This is a genomic window from Streptomyces sp. NPDC086077, assembly GCF_040686175.1.
In the GTDB taxonomy this organism is placed as follows: Bacteria; Actinomycetota; Actinomycetes; order Streptomycetales; family Streptomycetaceae; genus Streptomyces.
This window is the reverse complement of record NZ_JBFBJT010000012.1, coordinates 41,498-60,360: the sequence shown is the minus strand read 5'-3', so window position 1 is coordinate 60,360 and position 18,863 is coordinate 41,498. Positions and strand designations below refer to the sequence as shown.

At 71.5% G+C, this 18,863-nt stretch carries 18 protein-coding genes and 3 pseudogenes; 16 read left to right on the top strand and 5 right to left on the bottom strand.

From position 1 onward, the window contains the following. The first annotated feature begins 85 nt into the window (after positions 1-85). The 6 genes and pseudogenes from AB0O67_RS05965 (at position 86) to AB0O67_RS05940 (ending at position 4,354) form a co-directional block, all read left to right on the top strand. On the top strand, positions 86-760 hold the full coding sequence (locus AB0O67_RS05965) for a flavoprotein (protein ID WP_365446623.1): 675 nt from the start codon (positions 86-88) through the stop codon (positions 758-760). A 109-nt stretch (positions 761-869) separates the two neighbouring features. After that, a complete protein-coding gene (locus AB0O67_RS05960) occupies positions 870-1,325 on the top strand; it encodes an Lrp/AsnC family transcriptional regulator (RefSeq protein ID WP_365446621.1) in 456 nt (151 codons plus the stop codon). An 81-nt stretch (positions 1,326-1,406) separates the two neighbouring features. Next, positions 1,407-2,570, top strand: a complete 1,164-nt coding sequence (gene mqnE / locus AB0O67_RS05955) for an aminofutalosine synthase MqnE (RefSeq protein WP_365446619.1) — start codon at positions 1,407-1,409, stop codon at positions 2,568-2,570. Positions 2,571-2,667: 97 nt separating this feature from the next. Further along, positions 2,668-3,339, top strand: a pseudogene (locus tag AB0O67_RS05950) (UdgX family uracil-DNA binding protein); the annotation flags it as partial. A gap of 79 nt (positions 3,340-3,418) precedes the next feature. After that, positions 3,419-3,943, top strand: coding sequence for a GNAT family N-acetyltransferase (locus AB0O67_RS05945; protein ID WP_365446617.1), 525 nt, complete (start codon positions 3,419-3,421; stop codon positions 3,941-3,943). A gap of 120 nt (positions 3,944-4,063) precedes the next feature. Beyond that, on the top strand, positions 4,064-4,354 hold the full coding sequence (locus AB0O67_RS05940) for a DUF4229 domain-containing protein (RefSeq protein ID WP_365446615.1): 291 nt from the start codon (positions 4,064-4,066) through the stop codon (positions 4,352-4,354). A gap of 302 nt (positions 4,355-4,656) precedes the next feature. On the opposite strand, the gene AB0O67_RS05935 is transcribed toward AB0O67_RS05940, so the two are convergent. Then, the gene (locus AB0O67_RS05935; RefSeq protein WP_365446614.1) at positions 4,657-5,661 is read right to left on the bottom strand and encodes a tetratricopeptide repeat protein; all 1,005 of its coding nucleotides are present in this window, start codon (positions 5,659-5,661) and stop codon (positions 4,657-4,659) included. On the opposite strand from AB0O67_RS05935, the pseudogene AB0O67_RS05930 reads away from it, so the two are divergent. Both AB0O67_RS05930 and AB0O67_RS05925 read left to right on the top strand, forming a co-directional pair. Continuing rightward, positions 5,662-5,799: pseudogene (locus tag AB0O67_RS05930) on the top strand (dicarboxylate/amino acid:cation symporter); the annotation flags it as partial. Between the two features lie 58 nt (positions 5,800-5,857). Beyond that, positions 5,858-6,502: a TetR/AcrR family transcriptional regulator gene (locus AB0O67_RS05925; RefSeq protein ID WP_365446612.1), complete on the top strand. Its 645-nt coding sequence runs from the start codon at positions 5,858-5,860 to the stop codon at positions 6,500-6,502. A gap of 12 nt (positions 6,503-6,514) precedes the next feature. Here the strand turns inward: AB0O67_RS05925 and AB0O67_RS05920 are convergent. Continuing rightward, a pseudogene (locus tag AB0O67_RS05920) lies at positions 6,515-7,504 on the bottom strand (MaoC/PaaZ C-terminal domain-containing protein). 266 nt (positions 7,505-7,770) lie between these two features. On the opposite strand from AB0O67_RS05920, the gene AB0O67_RS05915 reads away from it, so the two are divergent. Together AB0O67_RS05915 and erm are read left to right on the top strand one after the other, a co-directional pair. After that, on the top strand, positions 7,771-9,720 hold the full coding sequence (locus tag AB0O67_RS05915) for an AMP-binding protein (RefSeq protein WP_365446610.1): 1,950 nt from the start codon (positions 7,771-7,773) through the stop codon (positions 9,718-9,720). Positions 9,721-10,024: 304 nt separating this feature from the next. Then, positions 10,025-10,849 carry a 23S ribosomal RNA methyltransferase Erm gene (gene erm / locus AB0O67_RS05910; protein ID WP_365446608.1) on the top strand — a complete coding sequence of 275 codons (825 nt, stop codon included), beginning with the start codon at positions 10,025-10,027 and terminating at the stop codon, positions 10,847-10,849. Positions 10,850-11,041: 192 nt separating this feature from the next. On the opposite strand, the gene AB0O67_RS05905 is transcribed toward erm, so the two are convergent. Then, positions 11,042-11,245, bottom strand: a complete 204-nt coding sequence (locus AB0O67_RS05905) for a cold-shock protein (RefSeq protein WP_189701348.1) — start codon at positions 11,243-11,245, stop codon at positions 11,042-11,044. A 295-nt stretch (positions 11,246-11,540) separates the two neighbouring features. Here AB0O67_RS05905 and AB0O67_RS05900 point away from each other — a divergent pair, with 295 nt between their 5' ends. From AB0O67_RS05900 to AB0O67_RS05875, 6 genes are all read left to right on the top strand, one after another. Beyond that, positions 11,541-12,389 (top strand): menaquinone biosynthesis protein, encoded by an 849-nt coding sequence (locus AB0O67_RS05900; RefSeq protein ID WP_365446606.1) that lies wholly within the window; start codon positions 11,541-11,543, stop codon positions 12,387-12,389. Positions 12,390-12,523: 134 nt separating this feature from the next. Beyond that, entirely contained in the window at positions 12,524-14,314 is a 1,791-nt protein-coding gene (locus AB0O67_RS05895; RefSeq protein WP_365446676.1) for a serine/threonine-protein kinase, read from the top strand. 46 nt (positions 14,315-14,360) lie between these two features. Beyond that, positions 14,361-15,086 carry an A24 family peptidase gene (locus tag AB0O67_RS05890; RefSeq protein WP_365446604.1) on the top strand — a complete coding sequence of 242 codons (726 nt, stop codon included), beginning with the start codon at positions 14,361-14,363 and terminating at the stop codon, positions 15,084-15,086. A gap of 158 nt (positions 15,087-15,244) precedes the next feature. Then, positions 15,245-16,444 (top strand): cyclic dehypoxanthinyl futalosine synthase, encoded by a 1,200-nt coding sequence (mqnC, locus tag AB0O67_RS05885; protein WP_365446602.1) that lies wholly within the window; start codon positions 15,245-15,247, stop codon positions 16,442-16,444. A 1-nt stretch (position 16,445) separates the two neighbouring features. Further along, a complete protein-coding gene (locus AB0O67_RS05880; protein ID WP_365446600.1) occupies positions 16,446-17,048 on the top strand; it encodes a hypothetical protein in 603 nt (200 codons plus the stop codon). A gap of 101 nt (positions 17,049-17,149) precedes the next feature. Beyond that, a complete protein-coding gene (locus AB0O67_RS05875) occupies positions 17,150-17,842 on the top strand; it encodes a demethylmenaquinone methyltransferase (RefSeq protein WP_365446598.1) in 693 nt (230 codons plus the stop codon). Between the two features lie 76 nt (positions 17,843-17,918). On the opposite strand, the gene AB0O67_RS05870 is transcribed toward AB0O67_RS05875, so the two are convergent. After that, positions 17,919-18,257: a PASTA domain-containing protein gene (locus tag AB0O67_RS05870; RefSeq protein ID WP_365446596.1), complete on the bottom strand. Its 339-nt coding sequence runs from the start codon at positions 18,255-18,257 to the stop codon at positions 17,919-17,921. A gap of 93 nt (positions 18,258-18,350) precedes the next feature. Further along, on the bottom strand, positions 18,351-18,857 hold the full coding sequence (locus AB0O67_RS05865; protein ID WP_365446594.1) for a GNAT family N-acetyltransferase: 507 nt from the start codon (positions 18,855-18,857) through the stop codon (positions 18,351-18,353). Between the last annotated feature and the right edge of the window lie 6 nt (positions 18,858-18,863).

The following is an 18,863-nucleotide window of genomic DNA, read 5'->3' as shown; positions in this document are numbered from 1 at the left end:
GAGCCGGGGTGCCGAGCTGCCCCCGGTACGGCCCCGGCGTCCGCCCGGCCCTGAACACCCGCCGTCCCACCGGTACGCTCAAGATGTGAACGCAGGGGAATCGCAGCGCGCGCCTTGGATCGTGGGGGTGTCCGGAGCTTCCGGTACGCCGTATGCGGCTGCTGTGCTGCGTGCGCTGCTGGATGCCGGTGAGAGCGTCGACCTCGTCGTCAGCCGGGCCTCGCGGCTCACCCTGCTGGACGAGACGGGGCTCTCCTTCCGGGACGCGCACTGGCAGAGCGACCTGCGGGAATGGCTGGCCAGAGGGGCCGACGGGAAGCCGGACACCTTCGCCGTCGACCTCGACGGCGTACGGCACTGGAGCGCGGGCGACCTGGCCGCCGGTCCGTCCTCGGGGTCGTACCCGGCGAAGGGGATGCTCATCGTGCCGGCGTCCACCGCCTGTGTGGCCGGTGTCGCCCTCGGGCTCTCCAAGGACCTTCTGCAACGGGCCGCGAGCGTCACCCTGAAGGAGGGCCGCCCGCTGGTCGTCGCCGTGCGGGAGGCGCCGCTCGGCGGACAGACGCTGCGCCACCTCGTCTCCCTGGACGACGCCGGCGCGGCCGTCGTACCCGCCTCGCCCGCCTTCTACGCGGGCGCCACCCACATCCAGGACCTCGTCGACTTCGTCGCCGGACGGGTCCTCGACGCGGCCGGCGTGCCCCACACGCTCTACCGCCGCTGGGCGGGCGAACTCGGGGGCGGTTCGCGCACCACCTGAGCCTCCTTCACCCCCCGACTCGTCAGACCCCTTCACTCCTCACAACTGCTCACTCCTCACTCCTCAGACCTCATCTCGTCAGACCTCTTCAGCGGAAGGCTTCGATCGCATGGACGCCGTGGACAGGCAGCTCATCCAGGCCCTGAGGGAGAACGGCCGGGCCTCCTACGCGGAGCTGGGGCGCCTCGTCGGACTGTCGGGGCCCAGCGTCACCGACCGCATCAACCGGCTGGAGGCGGCCGGCGTCATCACCGGCTACCGCGCCACCGTGAACGCCGCCTCGCTCGGCCTCGGCGTCATCGCCCTGATCGGCATCTCGCTCTCGGACGCCGCCGACCACGAGGACGTGGCGCAGCGGTTGCGGGACCTGTCGGAGATCGAGGACTGCTGGTTCATCGCCGGTGACGACTCGTTCATGCTCAAGGTGCGGGCGACCGACGTGGACGGCCTGGAGAGGATCATCCGCCGGCTCTCCGGCACCAAGGGGGTGTCCCGGACCCGTACCACCATCGTGCTGTCCACCAAGTGGGAGAACCGGGTGGGTGAGCTGCCCGAAGAGGTGTAGGCGCGGAGCGCCGGACGGGGCACCTTCCGCCCGAAGGGCGGGGAGTACGGTTTACGAAGTCTGTCGGAGAGAGGTGTGCGCATGGATGTCGGGCTCAAGCGCGAGCTGGAGCAGAAGGTCCGCTCCGGTGAGCGGCTGACTCGTGAGGACGGCATCGCGCTGTACGAGTCGGACGACCTGGCCTGGCTCGGCGGCCTCGCCCACGAGGTGCGCACGCGCAAGAACGGCGACGTCGTGCACTTCAACGTCAACCGCCACCTCAACATGACCAACGTCTGTACGGCCTCCTGCGCGTACTGCTCCTTCCAGCGCAAGCCGGGGGAGAAGGACGCGTACACGATGCGCATCGAGGAGGCCGTGCGGCTCGCCAAGGGGATGGAGGCGGACAACCTCACCGAGCTGCACATCGTCAACGGCCTGCACCCCAACCTGCCGTGGCGCTACTACCCGCGCTCCCTGCGCGAGCTGAAGGCCGCCCTCCCGAACGTCTCGATGAAGGCCTTCACGGCCACCGAGATCCACCACTTCGAGACCATTTCCGGCCTGTCCGCGTCGGAGATCCTCGACGAGCTGATCGACGCCGGTCTGGAGTCGCTCACCGGCGGTGGCGCCGAGATCTTCGACTGGGAGGTCCGCCAGCACATCGTGGACCACCGCACCCACTGGGAGGACTGGTCGCGGATCCACCGGCTGGCGCACGAGAAGGGGCTCAAGACCCCCTCCACCATGCTCTACGGTCATATCGAGGAGCCCCGCCACCGCGTCGACCACGTCCTGCGGCTGCGTGAACTCCAGGACGAGACCGGCGGTTTCCAGGTCTTCATCCCGCTGCGCTACCAGCACGACTTCGTCGACGTGAAGGACGGCAAGGTCCGCAACCGCCTCCAGGCCCGGACGGCCATGGCGACCCCGCTGGAGGCCCTGAAGACCTTCGCCGTCTCCCGGCTGCTCTTCGACAACGTCCAGCACGTCAAGGTCTTCTGGGTGATGCACGGCGTCCAGACCGCGCAGCTCGCCCTCCAGCACGGCGCGGACGACATGGACGGCTCGGTCGTCGAGTACAAGATCACCCACGACGCCGACAACTACGGCACGCCCAACAAGCTCACCCGCGACGACCTGCTGGACCTCATCCGGGACGCCGGCTTCCGCCCGGTGGAGCGCAACACGCGGTACGAGATCATCCGCGAGTTCGAGGGCCCGGACCCGGCACGCCGCGAGGCGCCGCAGCCGATGCGGATCTGACCGCGACGCGGGTGGGTGTGCCGGCCGAAGGGACGCGGGGGACCGCTCGGCCAGGTTCCGCTCACCCGCGGGCGCCCGTTCGCCCGCACCCGTTCAGGGGTACCCGGCGACCGTGACCCCCCGTACGACGGCCCCCGAGGACCGGTACACCGCCGAGCCCTTCGTCCCGGCGGAGGCCAGGAGCCTCGACGCCCTGCGCGAGGCCGCCACCGGCTGCCGGGGCTGCCCGCTGCACCGCGACGCCACCCGGACCGTCTTCGGCGCGGGCAACGCGCACGGGCGCGTGATGCTCGTCGGCGAACAGCCCGGTGACCAGGAGGACCGGCAGGGCAAGCCCTTCGTGGGCCCCGCCGGGAAGCTCCTCGACCGGGCGCTCGCGGAGGCCGGGATCGACCCCGGTGAGGCGTATGTCACCAATGCCGTCAAGCACTTCAAGTTCACGCAGGCGGAGCCCCGTAAGCGGCGCATCCACAAGGCGCCCAGCCTGCGGGAGATGACCGCCTGCGGTCCGTGGCTCGCCGCCGAGCTGGCTCTCGTCGAGCCGGAGCTGATCGTCGTGCTGGGGGCGACCGCGGGCAAGGCGCTGCTGGGCTCGTCGTTCCGGGTGACACAGGTGCGGGGGACCGTACTGGAGGAGGAGGTCCACGGGCGTCGCGAGCGGCTGGTGCCGACCGTGCACCCGTCGTCGGTCCTGCGCGCGGACGACCGGGAGGCGGCGTACCAGGGGCTGGTCTCGGATCTGAAGGTGGCGGCGCGGATACTGTCGTGAGGCCTGGGGCGCGGTTGCCCCCCCTCACTCGTGCGAGGGGCCCTCGCCATGTCGCGTGTGTAATAGGTACCATCGCGCCATGCCCCTTACGTTCACGCTCGACCCCGCCGTGGACCGCTCCCTGCGCGACGGCCTGCTCGACCTCTGGACGGACGTCACCAACGCCGGTGGAGCCGTCGGATTCGTCCCGCCCGTGACGCGGGAGTCGGTGCGCCCCGAGCTCTTGAAGCAGTTCGCGGCGATGGCCGAGGGCCGTAGTCGCCTGCTCGCCGGATTCGACCAGGGCGGCCGGGTGTGCGCGACCGCGTTCCTCACCTTCAACACCCACCGGCTGATGGGGCACTGGTTGTGGCTGTACACGGTGATGGTGCACCCGCGTCACCAGGGCAAGGGGTACGGCCGGGACCTGCTGGCCGCCGCGGCGGACGCCGCCCGTGGGTTCGAGGGGATCGAGGCGATACGGCTCACCTGCCGGAGCGGCATGGGGCTCGAACGGTTCTACGGCTCGTGCGGCTACAAGGAGGTCGGCCGCATCCCCGACGCGATCCGCGTCGCCCCCGGCGACGACCGTGACGACGTGATCATGCTGCTGCCGCTGCACTGAGCGCCAGGCTCGCAAGTGCCCGCTGCGCGCACCCCCTTGCAAGATCGGCTGTCGGGCGTGCTTCACTTGACGGTGCCCTTTGGGTAGTTCTGGCCCTTCGACACGGAAGAGTGGATTGAGATGCTCCGCTACACGCTGATGCGCCTCGGGATCTTCGTGGGCTGCCTCGTGGTCGTCTGGGGCCTCGTCTACTCCGGTGTGGCCCCGCGCGGGCTCGGCGCCTCCAACGGCATCTGGGTGGTGCTGCTCGCCCTCGTGGTCTCGGCGCCGATCAGCTTCGTCGTGCTGCGCAAGGAGCGGGACCGGGCGTCCGTGCGGATCGTGCAGAAGGTGGACCGCGTCAAGGCCAACTTCGAGGCCAACCGCAGCCAGGAGGACGTCGCGGACGACGCGGCGCGGGCGCAGGGCTAGCATCCCGAGAGCCTCTTGTCGGGGTTTGTAAGGCAATGTCCGCTGTGTGCCTGTCAAAGTAAGGCTTTGGGGATCTCAAAGCTCCGGTGTTAAGGTCTCCGCATGAAGTCATCAGCCGCGCCCGTCATGCCTGAGGGCATGCCCGTGTGCCCGCTGCTGGTGGCGCGTCTGCACGTCGACCTCTGCTGGTGCGCGTCCGCGATCTGTCGCCCCTGACGTTCCGCGACCTCCGTCCCCACGTCAGCCCCCGTGCACCCCTTACCAGCATGTCCGTGTCGACGAACTACCCTGGTGCGGATTTGTCATTCGTCGTGGTCTTTCAACCGCTCACGGAGTGCGACGAGGTTGTTCAGGCGGATGGCGGCGTCGGGGTGGGCGGGGCCGAGGGCCGCCTCGGTGATCTCCAGTGCCCGCTCCGCCAGGGGCAGGGCCTCGGCATGACGTCCCATCTCGTCGAGCGTGACGGCCAGGTTGCCCAGGCGGATCGCTGTGTCGGGATGGTCGGGGCCGAGCGTCGTCTCGGTGATCCGCAGCGCGCGCTCCGCCAGGGGCAGCGCCTCGGCATGACGCCCCAGCTCACTCATGCTCCTGGCAAGGTTATCCAGACGGGTGGCTGTGGCGGGATGGTCGGGGCCGAGCGTCGCCTCGGTGATCCGCAGCGCCCGCTCCTCCAGCGGCAGGGCCTCGGCATGGCGCCCCAACTCGCCCAGCGTGACGGCCAGGTTGCCCAGGCGGATCGCTGTGTCGGGATGGTCGGGGCCGAGCGTCGTCTCGGTGATCCGCAGCGCCCGCTCCACTGGCGGCAGGGCCTCGGCATGGCGCCCCATCTCGTCGAGCGTGACGGCCAGGTTGCCCAGGCGGATCGCGGTGTCGGGATGGTCGGGGCCGAGCGTCGTCTCGGTGATCCGCAGCGCCCGCTCCACCAGCGGCAGCGCCTCAGCATGACGCCCCAGCTCACTCATGCTCCTGGCGAGGTTATCCAGACGGGTGGCTGTGTCGGGATGGTCGGGGCCGAGCCTCGCCTCGGTGATCCGCAGCGCCCGCTCCGCCAGCGGCAGGGCCTCGGCATGGCGCCCCAACTCGCCCAGCGTGACGGCCAGGTTGCCCAGTAGCGTGGTTGTGTCGGGATGGTGGGGGCCGAGCGTTGCCTCGGTGATCCGCAGCGCCCGCTCCACTGGCGGCAGGGCCTCGGCATGGCGCCCCAACTCGCCCAGCGTCATGGCCAGGTTGCCCAGTAGCGTGACTGTGTCGGGATGGTCGGGGCCGAGCGCCGCCTCCGTGATCCGCAGCGCCCCTTCCTCGAGCACACGGTTACGAACGTGGCCGGACATGCGCTGGTGCCGGTCGTCGTCGCGGCCCGTGAGGGGCTGCTCGACCGGGAGGCGTACGACAACGCGGGCAGCTCGCCGGTGGAGGAGCGGGAGCGGGTGGCCGTCGCCGCCTGAACCGGCGCGTGACCGGTACCGGACCGACGCCTGCCACGCGGACCGTACGCTAAGCCGCATGGGTGCCGTGAAGACCAAGCGGATGCCGCGTGCGGTCCGTGAGCAGCAGATGCTGGACGCCGCCGTGCAGATCTTCGGGCAACGGGGGTACATCGCGGCGTCGATGGACGACATCGCCGAACTGGCGGGCGTCTCCAAGCCGTTGGTGTACCTCTACCTCAACTCCAAGGACGACCTCTTCACGGCCTGCATCCGCCGCGAGGCGCAGGCGCTCTTCGACGCCGTCCGGGCCGGCGTACGGCGCGAGGTGCCGGCCGACCGCCGGCTCTGGGACGGGCTGCTGGCGTTCTTCACCCACACGGCCCAGCATCCCGACGGCTGGTCCGTGCTGCACCTCCAGGCCCGCACCCACGGCGCGGCGTTCGCCGCCGAGGTGACGGCGATGCGCGCGGACATCGTCGCCTTCGTCACCCAGCTGATCGCCGAGGCCGCCCGCGACGCCCACCAGGACCCTCGGCTGCCCGAGTCCGAGTTCGCCGGGCTCGCCCAGGCGCTGGTCGGCGCCGCCGAGTCACTCGCCGACTGGGCCAACACCACCCCGCACGTGACGGCCCGACAGGCGACGGCGACCCTGATGAACTTCGCCTGGTCGGGACTCGGCGAACTCCTGGCGGGGCGGCGCTGGGCACCGCCGGGGGACTGAGGCGGTCGCAGGTCAGTGCCCGTCGGCCGGGGCGAAGGGCTGTACGGCCCCGGTGAGGTGGAGCCGGTCACCCCGGCGCAGCTCGAAGCGCCCGCCCTCCGCGGCGTACTCCACCGTCCCCGGCAGCGGCAGCGGCACCGGTGCCCGGAACTCCGCCCGCACCGGCACCGCCTCGGGGGTGCCGTGCGCGGCCAGGCAGCGGGCCACCGTCCACATGCCGTGTGCGATGGGGCGCGGGAAGCCGAACAGGCGGGCGGTGAGCGGGTGCAGGTGGATGGGATTGAGTCACCGGAGACGGCGGCGTAGCGCCGCCCGATGCCGGCGCCGAACCGCCATTCCGCCCCGCCGGGCAACGGCTCGCGTCCCTGGGGCGCGGGCGCCGCCGAACGGCCGTGCGGCCCGTGACGGTTGGGCCGCGCTGAATCACCGAGGCCGGCAGTGCTGTCGTCGGGCGCCGCGCCTCCGTCGCGGCGTGCCGACCGGTCGTCGGACGCTGCCATCCCCTCGTCGCCCAACCCCACCGTCGTCCCCGGTGCCCACGTCGCCCGTGCGATGGCGTGCCAGATGCGTGCTTCGGGAATCCCAGACCAGCTCCCCGGCGACGCGGGCCTCGGTCACCACCGTCGCCTCCGTTCCGCGGCGGTGCGGGGCCAGGCCCGCGATCCGCACGGCGAGTTCGTACGTGCCGTCGACCGGGAGGGGCGTGTGGCGGCTGACGTCGATCGAGGTGTGTACCAGGCCGAGCAGCGGCAGCGGAAAGCCCCGGCCGCCCATCAGCCGCATGGTCAGTGGGAAGGCCAGGACGTGCGGATAGGTGAGGGGGAGCGCGTCCTCGCCGGTGGGGAAGCCGCAGACCCGCTCGTACGCGGCGAGCCGGTCCAGGTCGACGCGGACACCGGGCCGGACCAGCCGGGTGCGGGGGAAGTCGGCGTCGGAGCACGGGCGTTGGAAGGGGGAGCGGATGGCTCCGGTCATCAGAGGGAGGTGGTCAGACATGGTCATACCGGTTTCCTCGCCCCCTCCACCCTGCTTTACTCCTCAGTAACGTTACCGGAGGTAAGTTCAAGCGCCGCAAGGCCTCCGGTACTCCACATCCCCGGCGCCGGAACATCTTCGAACCCGCACAACCTCCCCACGTGGGAGCCGTACCATCTGCCACCTGACCGCCGGGGACGCCCCCAGCACGCCCCGCCGGTGAACGCCTCCGTACGCGCCGCGCGTACCTCATGCAGCGGAGCCGTACCGCGCTGCAGGCCTCAGGAGTTGCCATGCCCATCTCGTACTCTTCCTCGCCCGTACCGCATCAGACGTCGGCGTCGTCGCTCGAATACGACCCGGACGGCGGGCCGGTCCTCGTCGAGCCCGAGATACGGCGGCTGGACGGCGAGGTGCGGGAGGTGGCCGTACCGTCGCTGGTGCCGCCGGTGTCCCACGGCTCGCTGGCCGACCTGCCGTTCGAGAACGCGGCCGTGGCGCCGGACCGCCCCGTCCTCAGCCGCCGCGGCGACGACGGTAGTTGGACGGACGTGACGGCGGCGGAGTTCGCCGCGCAGGTTCTCGCCGTGGCGAAGGGCATGATCGCCGAGGGCCTGGTGCCGGGCGACCGTATCGCGATCATGGCGCAGACGTCGTACGAATGGACGCTCCTCGACTTCGCGGCCTGGGCGGCCGGGCTGGTGAGCGTCCCCGTCTACCCGACCTCGTCCGTCTTCCAGACCCGCTGGATCCTCCAGGACTCCGGCGCGGTCGCGCTGGCGACCGAGACGGCCGGCCAGGCGGCCGCGCTCGGGCCCGAACTCCCGCACCTGCCCGATCTGCGGCACCTGTGGGTCATCGAGAAGGGCCACGTGGACCGGCTCGCGGAGCTGGGGCAGCCGGTGCCGGACACGGAAGTCGACGTACGCCGCGGGATGCTGGGCCCGGACACCCTGGCGACCCTCGCCTACACCTCGGGCACCACGGGTCGCCCCAAGGGCTGCGCGCTGACCCACAGCAACTTCCTGGCGGAGGTCGACAACGCGATCGAACTCCTGTACCCGGTCTTCAAGGCGCGCACGAACGAGGAGGCGTCCACCCTCCTCTTCCTGCCGCTCTCCCATGTGTTCGGCCGGATGGTGGCCGTGGCCTGCGTGCGTGCCCGGGTGCGACTGGGGCACGCCCCCAGCCTGAAGGCGGAGGACCTGCTGGCCGACCTGGCGGCCTTCCGGCCGACCTTCCTGCTGGCCATCCCGTACATGCTGGAGAAGGTCTACAACAGCGCCCGCGCCACCGCCGAACGCGGCGGCAGAGCAGCGGCCTTCGACCGCGCGGCGAAGATCGCGCGCCGCTACGGCGAGGCCGCGGTGGCCCGGGCGAGCGGCACCGGCTCCGGCCCCGGCGCCTCCCTGAAGGCGTCCCGCGCCTTCTACGACCCGCTGGTCTACCGCCGGATCCGCAACGCCCTCGGCGGCAAGATCCGTTACGTCGTCTGCGGCGGCTCCCCGCTCGGCCGCGACCTGACCGCGTTCTACGCGGGCGCGGGCATCGACGTGTACGAGGGCTACGGGCTGTCCGAGACGACCGGTGCGGCGACCGTGACACCGCCGCTCAAACCCCGGCTCGGCACGGTCGGCTGGCCGCTGCCCGGCACCCGGGTGCGGATCGCGGCGGACGGCGAGATCCTGCTCGCCGGCGGCCAGGTCTTCCGCGGCTACTGGGACGCGCACGCGGGCGGAGTGGTCCCGGCGTCGCCGGACGGCTGGTTCCCGACGGGTGACATCGGCCGGCTGGACGACGACGGCTACCTCGTCATCACCGGCCGCAAGAAGGAGATCCTGATCACCGCGGGCGGCAAGAACATGGCCCCGGCACCGCTGGAGGACTGGCTCCGCTCGCACCCCCTGATCTCCCACTGCCTCGTCCTCGGCGACCGCCGCCCCTACATCACCGCGCTGATCACCCTCGACATCGACGGCATCACCCACTGGCGGCAGATGAACGGCAAGCACCCGGTGCCGCCCGAACTGCTCGTCGACGACGAGGACCTGCGGACGGTCCTGCAACGCGCGGTCGACGAGGCCAACAGACTCGTCTCGCGCCCCGAGTCCATCCGCCGCTTCACCGTCCTGCCGACCGACTTCACGGAGGGGGCCGGCCATCTGACCCCCTCGATGAAGCTCCGCCGGGAGGCGATCCTGCGGGACTTCGCAGGCGAGGTCGAGGCCCTCTACAGCGAGTGACCCAGGTCCCTTCCACCTTGTCCAGGACCGCGACCTCCGTTCCGTCCAGGCGGTCGCGGTCCGCGAAGACATCGATGCGCGTGATGCCGGTGGCGGTGACCGTGAGAGCGAGCAGGAAATCCATTTGCGGCCGGGCGGGTGGGGGCTTGTAGCGTGACCCGCATGTGTGGCATCGGGATCGGCATCGCAGTGATCGACCGCGGGCGCGACTAGCCGGCGGACTTTCGGCCGGGGGCAGCGCCTCGCGCACCTCCGTGATCACCCCTCGAAAGGAACCGCCGCCTCAGCGAGTCAGCGCCGGGCGGTGTCACTTCGTGCTGCCCGGCCTCACCCCGAAGCCGCGGAGATCCTGTTGCGCACCCCGCATCCCGGCCGCCATGAGCTGGGCCAGAACTTCCTGATCGACCCCACCACCATCGACACCCTGGTCCGGCTGGTCGCCGGCACCGAAGGCCCGATCATCGAGATCGGCACGGGCGACGGCGCCCTCACCCTGCCCCTGCAACGCCTGGGCCGCTCCCTGACCGGCGTGGAGATCGACGCCCGGCGGGCCGCCCGGCTGGCCCGCCGGGTGCAGCCCCCCACGTCGATCGTCCACGCCGACTTCCTGCGGTTCAGGCTGCCCACCGCGCCGTACGTCCTGGTCGGCAACCTGCCCTTCCACCAGACCACCGGCATGCTCCGCCGGATCCTGCACGCCCCCGGCTGGACCGAGGCGGTGCTGCTGGTGCAGTGGGAGGTGGCCCGCCGACGGGCGGGGGTCGGCGGCGCGACGATGATGACGGCCCAGTGGTGGCCGTGGTTCGCGTTCGGCCTGGCCGGCCGGGTCCCGGCGACGGCGTTCCGGCCCCGGCCGGGTGTCGACGGGGGAGTGCTGACCATGTCGCGCAGGGAGCGGCCGCTGCTCGCGTCCGCGGACCTGAAGCCCTACCAGGCGTTCGTGCGGCGCGTCTTCACGGCCCCCGGCCGAGGACTTCCGGCGATCGTCGCCGCGTCGCTGCCCCGCGCGTCCCGCCCCGAGGCCCAGCGCTGGCTACGCCACCAGCGCCTCCCCGCGAACGCCCTGCCCAGGCACCTCACCGCGGAGCAGTGGACACATCTGTACCGCCTGACATCCCGCCCGCTGTGATCCGGCGCCGCAAGGGCCTGCTCAGGCGTTTGTCCTCAGGCGTTCCCGTTCGGGCCTTTCTGCGGATTCCTCTCGGAATTCCCGGAGAATTCATCTTTGCGTAAAAGGCGAGATGCGCGGGAAAAGGCAGGAGCCCCGTCGCCGGATGGCGCGGGGCTCCTTGGGTATTGCACTCGATCCTGGATCAGAGGATCAGACCGGGGTGACGTTCTCCGCCTGCGGGCCCTTCGGGCCCTGGGTCACGTCGAAGGTCACGTGCTGGTTCTCCTCAAGGGACCGGAAGCCGGTCGCGTTGATCGCGGAGTAGTGGACGAAGACGTCGGGGCCGCCGCCTTCCTGGGCGATGAAACCAAAGCCCTTTTCGGCGTTGAACCACTTCACGGTTCCGGTAGCCATAAGCCCTCCTTGGGCCCAAAGGGTTGCCCTGCTCCAGAACCAGCAAGTGTGAAGATTGAGTTCTGCACAACTGCATATGTCCGAGAACGTCGAGAGCCCGCGGTCACATGCTCCGCAGGCTCTGTACTGCAAGGGAAACCAAACTGCAACTTGCGGCGAGCCTAGCACGCGGGCAGCCGAAAGCAATAGGGGCCAAGATCACGTCACCCGGATGTTTGAACGTCTTGTCGACGTTGACGTCAAGAGGGGGACCCCAGAAGGCTGCACCCTACCCCACTGGGTCTAGCCTCTCGATGTGGACATTTCTCGCACGCGGCCGCGCGTCGGTCACATCCAGTTCCTGAACTGCCTGCCCCTCTACTGGGGGCTCGCCAGAACGGGAACACTGCTGGACTTCGAGCTGACGAAGGACACCCCGGAGAAGCTCAGCGAGCAGTTGGTGCGGGGCGATCTCGACATCGGGCCGATCACCCTCGTGGAGTTCCTCAAGAACGCCGACGATCTCGTCGCCTTCCCGGACATCGCCGTCGGCTGCGACGGACCGGTGATGTCCTGCGTGATCGTCTCCCAGGTCCCGCTGGACCAGCTGGACGGCCGCCGGGTGGCCCTGGGCTCCACCTCGCGCACCTCCGTACGCCTCGCCCAGCTGCTGCTGGCGGACCGTTTCGGCGTGCAGCCCGACTACTACACCTGTCCGCCCGACCTCAGCCTGATGATGCAGGAGGCCGAGGCGGCCGTCCTCATCGGAGACACGGCCCTGCGGGCGAACCTGCTCGACGGGCCGAAGTACGGCCTCACCGTGCACGACCTCGGCGCGCTCTGGAAGGAGTGGACGGGGCTGCCGTTCGTCTTCGCCGTCTGGGCGGCCCGCCGGGACTACCTGGAACGCGAGCCCCTCATCACCCGCCAGGTGCACGAGGCCTTCCTCGCCTCCCGCAACCTCTCCCTGGAGGAGGTCACCAAGGTCGCCGAGCAGGCGGCTCGCTGGGAGGCCTTCGACGAGCGGGTCCTGGAGCAGTACTTCACCACCCTCGACTTCAGACTCGGCGACTCCCAGCTGGCGGCCGTGGCGGAGTTCGCCCGCCGGGTCGGACCGACGACCGGGTTTCCTTCGGATGTGAGGGTGGAGCTGCTGGGGCCCTGAGGGCGAAGGGGGCGAAGGGCGGAGGGTGGACCGGGTGCGGCCGTAGTGCGTCGATCCGGTCTCGCACGGGGGTGGCGCGGCCCTTGGCCGATACCCTGCGGGCAGTGGAGGCGTACGGGGGAGAGGGGGCGGCCATGCAGCCGCTCGGCGTCGACGAGCCCACGGCCATCGGGCCCTACCGGCTGCTCGGCCGGCTCGGTTCCGGCGGCATGGGCCGTGTGTATCTGGGCCGCAGCGCGGGGGGCCGTACGGTCGCGGTGAAGATCGTCCACCCGCATCTCGCACTCGACGAGGAGTTCCGCGCCCGCTTCCGCCGTGAGGTGGAGGCCGCGCGGCGGGTGGGCGGCGCGTGGACCGCGCCGGTGCTGGACGCCGATCCGCAGGCGCCGGTGCCGTGGGTGGCCACCGCGTACGCCGCCGGGCCGTCGCTCGCCGCGGCGGTCACGGACGGCGGTCCGCTGCCCGCACATTCGGTACGGGCACTGGGGGCGGGTCTCGCCGAGGCGCTGGCGGCGGTGCACGAACTGGGGCTGGTGCACCGGGACGTCAAGCCGTCCAACGTGCTTCTCACCCTGGACGGGCCGCTGCTGATCGACTTCGGGATCGCACGCGCCCTGGAGGGCACCGCGTCGCTCACCTCGACCGGGGTCTCGATCGGCTCGCCCGGTTACATGTCGCCGGAGCAGATCCTGGGCAAGGGCGTCAGTGGTGCGGCGGACGTCTTCTCGCTGGGTGCGGTGCTGGCGTACGCGGCCACCGGCGAGCCGCCCTTCCCCGGGGACTCCTCGGCCGCGCTCCTCTACAAGGTCGTGCACGAGGAGCCGCGACTCGACGCCCTGGAGGGGGAGCTGCGAGAGGTCGTCGAGGGGTGCCTGGCCAAGGAACCCGGCGCGCGGCCGGCCCCGGCGGAGGTGGCCCGGCGGTTCGCGCCGGAGGGGGCGGCCCGGCTGGTGGCGGCAGGCTGGCTGCCGGGGGCGCTGGTGGAGCAGGTGAGCCGGGGAGCCGTACGGCTGCTGAATCTGGAGGCGGCGAAGGATTCTTCGGGTTCTGCGTCCTCTCCGGGCACTTCGGGGCCGGTGGACTTCGGTGGCCCGGCGACCGGCGGGGGGCCGGGACCGGGGGGCGCCGGGGGTTCGGCTGGGGTCGCGGGGTCCGCCATCGGAGCGGGGCCCGGAGCCGTCGGGGGCCCGGGTGTCGACGCCGGTTCCGCCGTCCGTGGGGGCTCCGCCGTGGGCGTGGGTGCTGCCGTGGGGGCGTTCGGGCCGCCGCCGGTGATGCCGGGAGCGGTGCCAGATGCGCGTGCGGCGGAACCGGAGGACAGAGGTCCGGACTCGGGCAGGCGGCCCGGCAAGGTCACCGTGAGCGTCGCCGCGACGGCCGCGCCGGAGGCCGGCGGGCGGGGCCGGCGAGTGAGCTGCACGGTGGTGCTCGCCGTCGCCGGTGCCTTCGCGGCCGTGACGGTCGGCTCGGTCCTCCTTCTCGACCTGCTGCCCGGCGGACGCCCGGACGGCGCGGACAGCCCCGGCAACGACGCCGCCTCTCCCGCCCCCACCGCCGGCACGAGCGGCCCGTCCGACATACCGGCCCGCTACCTCGGCACCTGGGAGGGCCAAGGGACCGCCCTCGACGGCAATTTGCCCGCGGGCACCTTCCGGGTCACCGTGCAGCGGGCCGAGGTGGGCGAGGAGCTGGGCCGGCTCCGGCAGACCGACCAACTGGGCGGCGTCTGTGTCGACGTACTGACACTGAAGCAGGTGACGGAGAAACAGCTCGTCGCCGAGTCGGTCGGTGTGAAGGACAACCACGGCGGCTGCAACCAGGAGCCCACGACGGTCCGCCTCGTCCCCGTCGGCGACGACCTGAAGTACGAGTCGGACAGCGCGGGTTCGGGGAATCCGGAAGCGCGGATGTCGAAGCTGCGGTAAGACTCCGGCGGGTCGGGCGGGCGAGTGGCGAGTGGGGTGAGCGGGGTTGGGTGAGGGGCTGGTGGTCGCCGCCGCCCTGGGCTGGGGCGTGGTGGCGGGCGCGCTGCTGCCGCGAGCCGCGTACCGCTTCTGCGTGCCGCCCGACGAGGCGTGGCGGGACCGGTGTCCGGACGGGCATCCGGTCCAGGGGTGGATCGGACGGGCGCGGTGCGGTGAGTGCGAGGGCGGTCGGTACGGCTCCGGCGGGCCGTTCCTCGTTCTGGTCACCGCCCTTCTGTGCGCCTCCCTCGCCGCCGTCACCGGCCCCCGGCCCGAACTCGGCGTCTGGCTGCTGGCCACGCCCGCCGGTGTGCTGCTCGCGGTCGTCGACGTGCGGGTGCGGCGGCTGCCCGACCCGGTGACGCTGCCGCTCGCGGCCGGCACCCTCGCCCTGCTCGGGGTGGCCGCGCTGGTGCCCGGACACGCCGGTGACTGGGGCACCGCCCTGCTGGGCGCCCTGGCTCTCGGCGGCTTCTACCTCCTGCTCTTCCTGATCAACCCCGCCGGCATGGGCTTCGGCGATGTGAAGCTGGCGCTCGGGGCGGGGGCGGCACTCGGCTGGTACGGGTGGGGTGCCGTGCTGCTGGGGACCTTCGCCGCCTTCGTGTGCGGGGCGGTGTACGGCGGCGCCCTGGTCGTCGTGCGGAAGGCGGGGCGGAAGACCGCGATCCCCTTCGGGCCGTTCCTGCTCGCGGGCGCCTGCGCCGGGTTGCTGCTGGGCGCGGCGGGCTGAGGGAGCGGCGGGCTGGCGGAGCGGTGGTCTGTGGGCGGGGCGGCGGGCTGAGGGAGCGGCGGTCCGTGGGGCGGGGCGGCGGGCTGGGCGCGGGGTGGGAAAACCGCTGGCGTAGGGTGGTTGGGTCCGTCCACAACCCTTGACGAAAGGGACACCCGGTGACCGAGAAGGCCGACCTCCAGTCCGTCCTCGAACGTGCCGCCGAGGGCGGGCGGATCACCCCCGAGGAGGCGCTCGACCTCTACCGCGACGCCCCGCTGCACGCGCTGGGCGCCGCCGCCGACGCCGTACGCCGCCGTCGGTACGCGGGCACCGAGCACATCGCGACGTACATCATCGAGCGGAACATCAACTACACGAACGTGTGCGTCACGGCGTGCAAGTTCTGCGCCTTCTACGCCCCGCCGAAGGACAAGGCGAAGGGCTGGACGCGCGACCTCGACGACATCCTGCGCCGGTGCGCGGAGACCGTCGAACTGGGCGGGACGCAGGTCATGTTCCAGGGCGGTCACCACCCCGACTACGGCGTCGAGTACTACGAGAGGCACTTCGCGGCGATCAAGAAGGAGTACCCGCAGCTCGTCATCCACAGCCTGGGGGCGAGCGAGGTCGAGCACATGGCCCGGATCTCCAAGGTGACGGTCGAGGAGGCCATCCGGCGGATCCACGCCGCCGGGCTGGACTCCTTCGCCGGCGCCGGCGCCGAGCTGCTGCCCGCGCGGCCGCGCAAGGCCATCGCCCCGCTCAAGGAGAGCGGTGAGCGGTGGCTGGAGATCATGGAGACGGCGCACGGGCTCGGCGTCGAGTCCACGTCCACCATGCTCATGGGGACCGGCGAGACCAACGCCGAGCGGATCGAGCACATCCGGATGATCCGTGACGTACAGGACCGCACGGGCGGCTTCCGTGCCTTCATCCCGTACCTGTACCAGCCGCAGAACAACCACCTGAAGGGCCGCACCCAGGCCACCATCTTCGAGTACCTGCGGATGATCGCGATCGCCCGCCTCTTCCTCGACAACATCGCCCACATCCAGGGCTCCTGGCTCACCACCGGCAAGGACGCCGGGCAGATGACCCTGCACTACGGGGCGGACGACCTCGGCTCGGTGATGCTGGAGGAGAACGTCGTCTCGGCGGCCGGTGCCAAGCACCGCTCCAACCTGCTGGAGATGATCGAGATGATCCGCACCGCGGACCGTGTGCCCGCGCAGCGGAACACGACGTACGAGCACCTCGTCGTGCACGACGACCCGGCGAACGACCCCGTCGACGAGCGCGTCATGTCCCACATCTCGTCCACCGCGATCGAGGGCGGCACGGCTCACCCCGAGCTGAAGCTGCTCGCCTCCAACTGACTTGCTGACCCTTCACGCGGACTCCAGGGGGCGGGCCCTCGCCGTGCGCGGCGAGTGGGTACTCGAGGCCGGTCCCCTGGAGGAGCTCACCCGCGCCCATCCGCTCGCGCGCGTGCGGCGGTGGCCCGGCATCCTCACCTCGGGACTGGTCAACATGCACGGGCCCGAACTGCTGGAGCAGGCCTACCACCCGGACCCGCGCGAGGCCGACGAACTCGGCACCGAGCCGGTGACCGGGGACGCCCTGGCCGCACTCGGCATGGACGAGGCGCGGTGGGGTGCGAGCGCGCGGCGCGGAGTGCAGCGGATGCTGGCGCGCGGGACCGTCGTGGTGGCGGGGACGTTCGGCAACCGGGCCGTCGCCGCCGCCGTTCGGCGGTCCGGGATCGGCGTGACGGGGCGGCTCGGGGTGCCGGACGGAGTGCCCTCCCTCGACCCGTTCAGCTCCGGGCTGCCGGTGGACTTCCCGCCCGCGCGCGAGAGCGGTTCGGCGGCGCGGTTCGCCGTGTTCGACGTGCGGGACGAGGCAGAACTGGCCGAGCGCGGGGGCGGAAGCTGTGTGGCGACCGTGGTGGCGGGACGGATCGTGTTCCGGCGGAAGTAGGCCGGGGCGGCTCGTGTTCCGGAGCAAGCAGGGCGGGCGGCGTCGTCGCCCGTGCGATGCCGCGCCCCGCTCCCTGAGCGGGTGCTGCAAGAATGGTCTTCGTGACCCGCGCTTCCCTGAACAAGCAGCCGCACGAAGTCGCCTCGATGTTCGACGACGTGGCGGAACGGTACGACCTGACGAACGACGTGCTGTCGCTCGGCCAGGACCGGGTGTGGCGCCGGGAGGTCGCCCAGGCGGTCGACGCGCGCCCCGCTCAGAAGGTGCTGGACCTGGCCGCCGGTACGGCCACCTCCTCGCTGCCCTTCACGCGTGCCGGTGCCTACGTCGTGCCCTGCGACTTCTCCCTCGGCATGCTCCAGGTCGGCAAGCAGCGCCACCCCTGGCTGCCGCTGACGGCCGGCGACGCGACGCGGCTGCCCTTCAAGGACGACGTGTTCGACGCCGTCACCATCTCCTTCGGGCTGCGCAACGTGCAGGACACGGATGCGGCGCTGCGCGAGATGTACCGGGTGACCCGGCCGGGCGGACGCGTGGTGATCTGCGAGTTCTCGCACCCGACCTGGCGGCCGTTCCGCACGGTCTACACCGAGTACCTGATGCGGGCGCTGCCGCCGGTGGCCCGGGCGGTCTCGTCCAACCCGGACGCGTACGTCTATCTCGCCGAGTCCATCCGCGCCTGGCCCGACCAGCCGGCGCTGGCCGAGCGCCTGGGCAAGGCCGGGTGGTCGAGGGTGGCGTGGCGGAACCTGACGGGTGGCGTGGTCGCTCTGCACCGGGGGTTCAAGGCCTGAGCCGTGGGGGCGTCCCCGCGGGCCGGTCCCACGGGCTCTTACGGGTGGCCTGTCTCCGGCCGGGGGAGAGGCGGGCTCACCTGATCGCCTCGAACGTGTCCCCGGGCTGGCCCAGCTCGCGTTCAATGCCGCCTCGCGGTGGCCTCGGCAGCCGCGGCTCGCGTACGCCCGCGCCTCCGCCGCCCTCGCCTTCTCCGAGGTCGAACCAGACGCTGACCACCGCGCCGTGCGGCACCTCGACGCCGGGCGGCGGGTACTGCCGTACGACATAGTCCACGACGGTGAGATGGAAGTCGGGCCGGTCGGGCGTGGCGAGCAGTATTCCCTGTGCCTTGGCCGCCTCACGGGCGTCCATGGCCATCAGGCCGACGAACCTCGGCACGCGCACTTCGGGTGTCTTGGGTGTTATGCGCACAGATGTCACCCCCAGAGGTACTGGCAGCGTAACCGCCCGAGGGTGCTGTCCGGAAGCGTCAAGTGGCTTTCTGTAGCTGAGTATTACCCTAAGTCACAGCTTCAGTCGGAAGCAGTGCCCCAACTTGTCCGTCTTGGGGCTGCTGAAGGTCTCGGCGAGCTGCATACCGAGTCGCTCGGTGACCGCGATCGACCGGGTGTTGCCCGCGCTGACCATGGCCACCACGCTGCCGACGCCCACCGCGCGCACCCGCTCCAGGGTCATCCGCGCGGCCGCGGTGACGTATCCCTTGCCCCAGTGCTCCCGGCCGAGCCGCCAGCCGATCTCGATCTCGCCCTTCGGGCCCCACTCCCGTGGCCACGGCTGGGCGCCTGTGAAGCCGATGACCCGGTCGTCGGCGTCGAGCATGGTCCACAGGCAGAAGCCCAGTTCGGCGTCGTGCCTGCGCTGGCGGGCGGTGAGCTCCTCGTAGACGGACAGCTCGGCGGACCTGCCGCCGTGGAACTCCATGACCTCCGGGTCGTCGAACACCCGGTGCCAGGCCACGGCATCCTCGTCGGTGGGGACGCGCAGCCGTACCACGGGGAGAGCTCGGTTCACTGGGTA

Excerpts from the sequence above, each read along its gene's own strand:
- AB0O67_RS05905 (WP_189701348.1), bottom strand. The coding sequence starts at position 11,245 with ATGGCTACCGGAACCGTGAAGTGGTTCAACGCCGAAAAGGGCTTTGGT.
- AB0O67_RS05945 (WP_365446617.1), top strand. The coding sequence starts at position 3,419 with ATGCCCCTTACGTTCACGCTCGACCCCGCCGTGGACCGCTCCCTGCGC.
- AB0O67_RS05895 (WP_365446676.1), top strand. The coding sequence starts at position 12,524 with ATGCAGCCGCTCGGCGTCGACGAGCCCACGGCCATCGGGCCCTACCGG.
- AB0O67_RS05940 (WP_365446615.1), top strand. The coding sequence starts at position 4,064 with ATGCTCCGCTACACGCTGATGCGCCTCGGGATCTTCGTGGGCTGCCTC.
- AB0O67_RS05925 (WP_365446612.1), top strand. The coding sequence starts at position 5,858 with ATGGGTGCCGTGAAGACCAAGCGGATGCCGCGTGCGGTCCGTGAGCAG.
- mqnE (WP_365446619.1), top strand. The coding sequence starts at position 1,407 with ATGGATGTCGGGCTCAAGCGCGAGCTGGAGCAGAAGGTCCGCTCCGGT.
- AB0O67_RS05915 (WP_365446610.1), top strand. The coding sequence starts at position 7,771 with ATGCCCATCTCGTACTCTTCCTCGCCCGTACCGCATCAGACGTCGGCG.
- AB0O67_RS05960 (WP_365446621.1), top strand. The coding sequence starts at position 870 with ATGGACGCCGTGGACAGGCAGCTCATCCAGGCCCTGAGGGAGAACGGC.